We start from the raw sequence: 3,502 nt of genomic DNA, 5'->3' as shown, positions 1-3,502 counted from the left end.
GTAGTGAAATGGCATTAAAAATAGTTTTCATTGAAGACCGGATAAAGAAATTGGAATCGTAACACTTTTTTTGAAAAAAGTAATCAAATGAAACACAAGAATATCTAAAAAGAAGAGACTTCTAAATTATGAGAAATAGAAGTTTCTTTTGCATTGAAAAGGATTCGTAATTTTTAGTATATTTATCGATTACTGTTTTTGGCTAGGTTGTAATAGAATAAGTTGAAGTAAAATGAAAGTCACATTTGAAATCTGGGGGATGAAGATGAACAGTCAGGAACAAAAAGAATACCAGAAGTGTCTTGATCAATTCGGATTAGAACAAAATCCGAAAATACATAGAAAAATAAGTACAGGAAAGTCTGGCGCAGAAGTTTATATAGTGCAGATTACCAAAAAAGATGATGATAAAATAAAAAAAATACCATCCCTTATCAAGATTTCGTCAATCAAAGAAGGGACTAAAGAAATAAAAGCGTACGAAAAAGCATCAAAATTATTGGCTGATGAAAACAATTATGTTAACTCTATTCCAAAAGTGATTGATATAAAAGAATTTGAAAATATGCATGCGGTTATGTATGAATTTGCTGGAAGTGGCTCAAGTTTTACCCTTAATGAAGCTATTACCAGACAAATGGTCGTAGATTATGAAAAAATCATGTGCAAAGTACTTCGTTTTCGCGAGAATTGGGATACAGATTATATGGGTGTAAAAACAAGTGCATTTGACGCGATTATTGAAACATTAGGAAAGGAAAGATGGGAGAGGGACAAACTCATAACCCCGATAATGGAATTAGGCGTTGACACAAATAGTAGGTTAATAGGACTTGCTGGGGGTGTAGTGTTACCTAATCCCTTAATTTATTTGTACAATGAAAACCTATGGAAAGACACAGAATTAGATATATATCTTGGTCATGTCCATGGGGATTTTCACGGGAATAATATCATAGTAAAAAATAAACGGGACAAAGTTATAGATTTAGCCATAATAGACTTTGCGGAATTAAAGGGCGAGACAAATATTTATTATGATAGTCGCTATTTAGAACTCCACCTGTTATTAGATTGTTTTCCGATAGAGTCTTTTCAGAATCAAGATAAGTGGATGCAAATATGCGAGTATTTGACGAGAGACCTTGCTAAAGAAGATGATACTGAACAAAAAGTCGAAATACCAGAGGGTATCGCCCCTTTTGACAAAATTCTGCCCCATTTTGGTGAAGAATATCTTAATTCTTACGATAGCGCGTTAATTAAGGATTACCTTCCTTCCTATTATCTTGCTGGGCTTTGCGCAGGTTTGGTGTATGCTAGAAGGAAGAAAATAGATATAGCTAGAAGGTTTGCTGCTTTTATTTATGCATCGTACAATCTCAGAGAGTTAATGAGATGCCTTAAAATCGATCTTCCTACTGTGTCTTCTCTGCCCTTGGAATGGCCGATTGACCGAGACGGTCAGGAATTAAATCGACTATTGGAAGAGGGGAAGTTTGATTTGTTTGCTCAACCTATCATCAATACTCGGACAGGCAAAGTCGATTTTGTAGAGGTGTTAACAAGATTTCTGGATAGTAAAAAAAGACCTGATGAATGGTTTGATGTAGCAAGAAGGTATAACCTATTAGACAGACTCAGTATTCTTACTTGTCAAAAGCTAGTGAGTGATTTCCGTTATTTTGAGGGATTGAATTTATCCGGAGTCTTTTTCAATCTGGAGGCAGATTTACCGAAAAAAATAATAAGGGAATGTCTACGCATTCTCAAAAAATGTCCTGTTCCTGTTACTATTGAAATAACAGAACATGTGAAGAAAGATCCGCAACTTTGGAAAAAAATTTGTGATGAAGAACAGATGAGTATTGCTATAGATGATTTCGGTGATAACACCGCTACAGATTTGGAAGAGATTTTAGTCTTGAAGCCAGACTTCGTGAAGATGAAGATGAAGTATGTTGATCATTACTATGAAGAGATTTCCAATAATTTAGATAGAGAGTATATTAGGAAATTAATGGTGGAACAAGTAGAAGAAAAATCGGATCTTTTGCAATTAACTCAAGTGGGTATTAAGTATGTCCAGGGATACTTATTTGCTATACCGCAAGATATTAGGAAATTGCCGATTGATCAATGGAATAAAGGGTTTCTTCAAATGATGTGAATAGAAAAGTAGGATTCAAATCATTTGAATTTTAAGGCGTATATTTTACTAATGCATCAGAACAATTTCATTGATTTTTATTGAATAGGAGATATTATAACTTAACTTTTAATACTAGAATAGAAAGATTAACATTAAACAGCAGTAAAGTGATGACGTCAACGTTCTCTACTTCGGTAGGGAGCTTTTTTATTTGACCTTGAAACGAATGGAATTAATGGCCCTAAAACTCAAACTTAATTGATCATAGCTTTACAAACCAAACTAAATAAACAATTCAATAAAAAGCTAGTTGTGGATGGAAAATGGGAGCTAAGACAAAGGCTACCATCGTCCCTTTGGATAAAGGTGCAAAAGGCAAGCTTACTTGGATTCTACAAGCTGCACTATACCAAGGATTTAACCCAGGTTCTTTTGATTCGAAGCAAAAGAGTCTGATTTTATAAGTTTCAAAAAGCTAATAGATAACTGCTGATAAGAAAGCAGGTAAATCTACAATTAAAGAATAGTTCGATGCATAATCTCATGTGAAATGACTTGTATAAAGGGTAGTGACTTTAGTTAAAGGCAAAAAGATACGGAAAACTATTGTCATAAATCAGGAAGTTTAGGCTTTGCTGGATAGCTTCGCAGACCAACAGAAATTCAATAAATCAGATCTTATCGAAATGGCTATTCTTTAATAGAAAAATACAAATAAGGTGCTGCCATTACGAAGCACCTCATCTTGAAATTTCTATTAGCCATACAATTTCTAAACGACTTCTTCTTGTTTCATTTTTTCTTTGACTGTAACCAGTCGAAAAAGTCATCTCTGAAAACCCTCTTGGACCTTTTTAAACGAATTAAAGGAAAATCGGGATTTCCCATGTATTCATCAGCAGTTCTTTCACTAACATTTAAATAAGCTGCCAAATGCTCTACAGTTAATAATTCAGGTAGTTGTGACTCATCGGTATCGTTCGTTATTATTTCTTCCCTTTTTACGTAATTTACGTAATTTATATGCCCTTCTCCAATACATGCTGCTACTTTCTTAGAACATTTGGGACATGTAAGTGTCTCAACTTTATCTTCCATAACAGAAAAACGCGATACTACTCCAAACAGTGTTGAACAATTTTCACATAAATAAGAATAAATACCTTCCACTTTCAAATTTATCACTCCATTGACTTATCATTAGTTAAACTAACAAAATCTATAAGTAGCCAATCTGATATGTGATAGGCTTAAGCGCTTTTCACTAATCAAGCTTCTATTATTGTGGTACCCGAAGGTACTCCTCCATTGTTAAAGCCCTTCTCTAAATTGAGAGGGGCTTAATTATTG

3 protein-coding genes are annotated in these 3,502 nt (G+C 34.0%); 2 read left to right on the top strand and 1 reads right to left on the bottom strand.

Annotated elements, in window-relative coordinates; genetic code table 11:
* Positions 1–265: 265 nt before the first annotated feature.
* Both ACFWE9_RS26325 and ACFWE9_RS26320 read left to right on the top strand, forming a co-directional pair.
* Positions 266–2,170 carry an EAL domain-containing protein gene (locus ACFWE9_RS26325; RefSeq protein WP_377359588.1) on the top strand — a complete coding sequence of 635 codons (1,905 nt, stop codon included), beginning with the start codon at positions 266–268 and terminating at the stop codon, positions 2,168–2,170.
* A 305-nt stretch (positions 2,171–2,475) separates the two neighbouring features.
* A complete protein-coding gene (locus ACFWE9_RS26320; protein WP_377359586.1) occupies positions 2,476–2,616 on the top strand; it encodes a hypothetical protein in 141 nt (46 codons plus the stop codon).
* A 328-nt stretch (positions 2,617–2,944) separates the two neighbouring features.
* On the opposite strand, the gene ACFWE9_RS26315 is transcribed toward ACFWE9_RS26320, so the two are convergent.
* On the bottom strand, positions 2,945–3,328 hold the full coding sequence (locus ACFWE9_RS26315) for a hypothetical protein (RefSeq protein ID WP_483878218.1): 384 nt from the start codon (positions 3,326–3,328) through the stop codon (positions 2,945–2,947).
* Positions 3,329–3,502 lie beyond the last annotated feature (174 nt).

The sequence above is a fragment of the Peribacillus sp. NPDC060253 genome (assembly GCF_042727425.1).
Lineage (GTDB): Bacteria > Bacillota > Bacilli > Bacillales > DSM-1321 > Peribacillus.
Note: the sequence above shows the minus strand (reverse complement) of the source record. Positions and strands in the feature narration are given on the sequence as shown.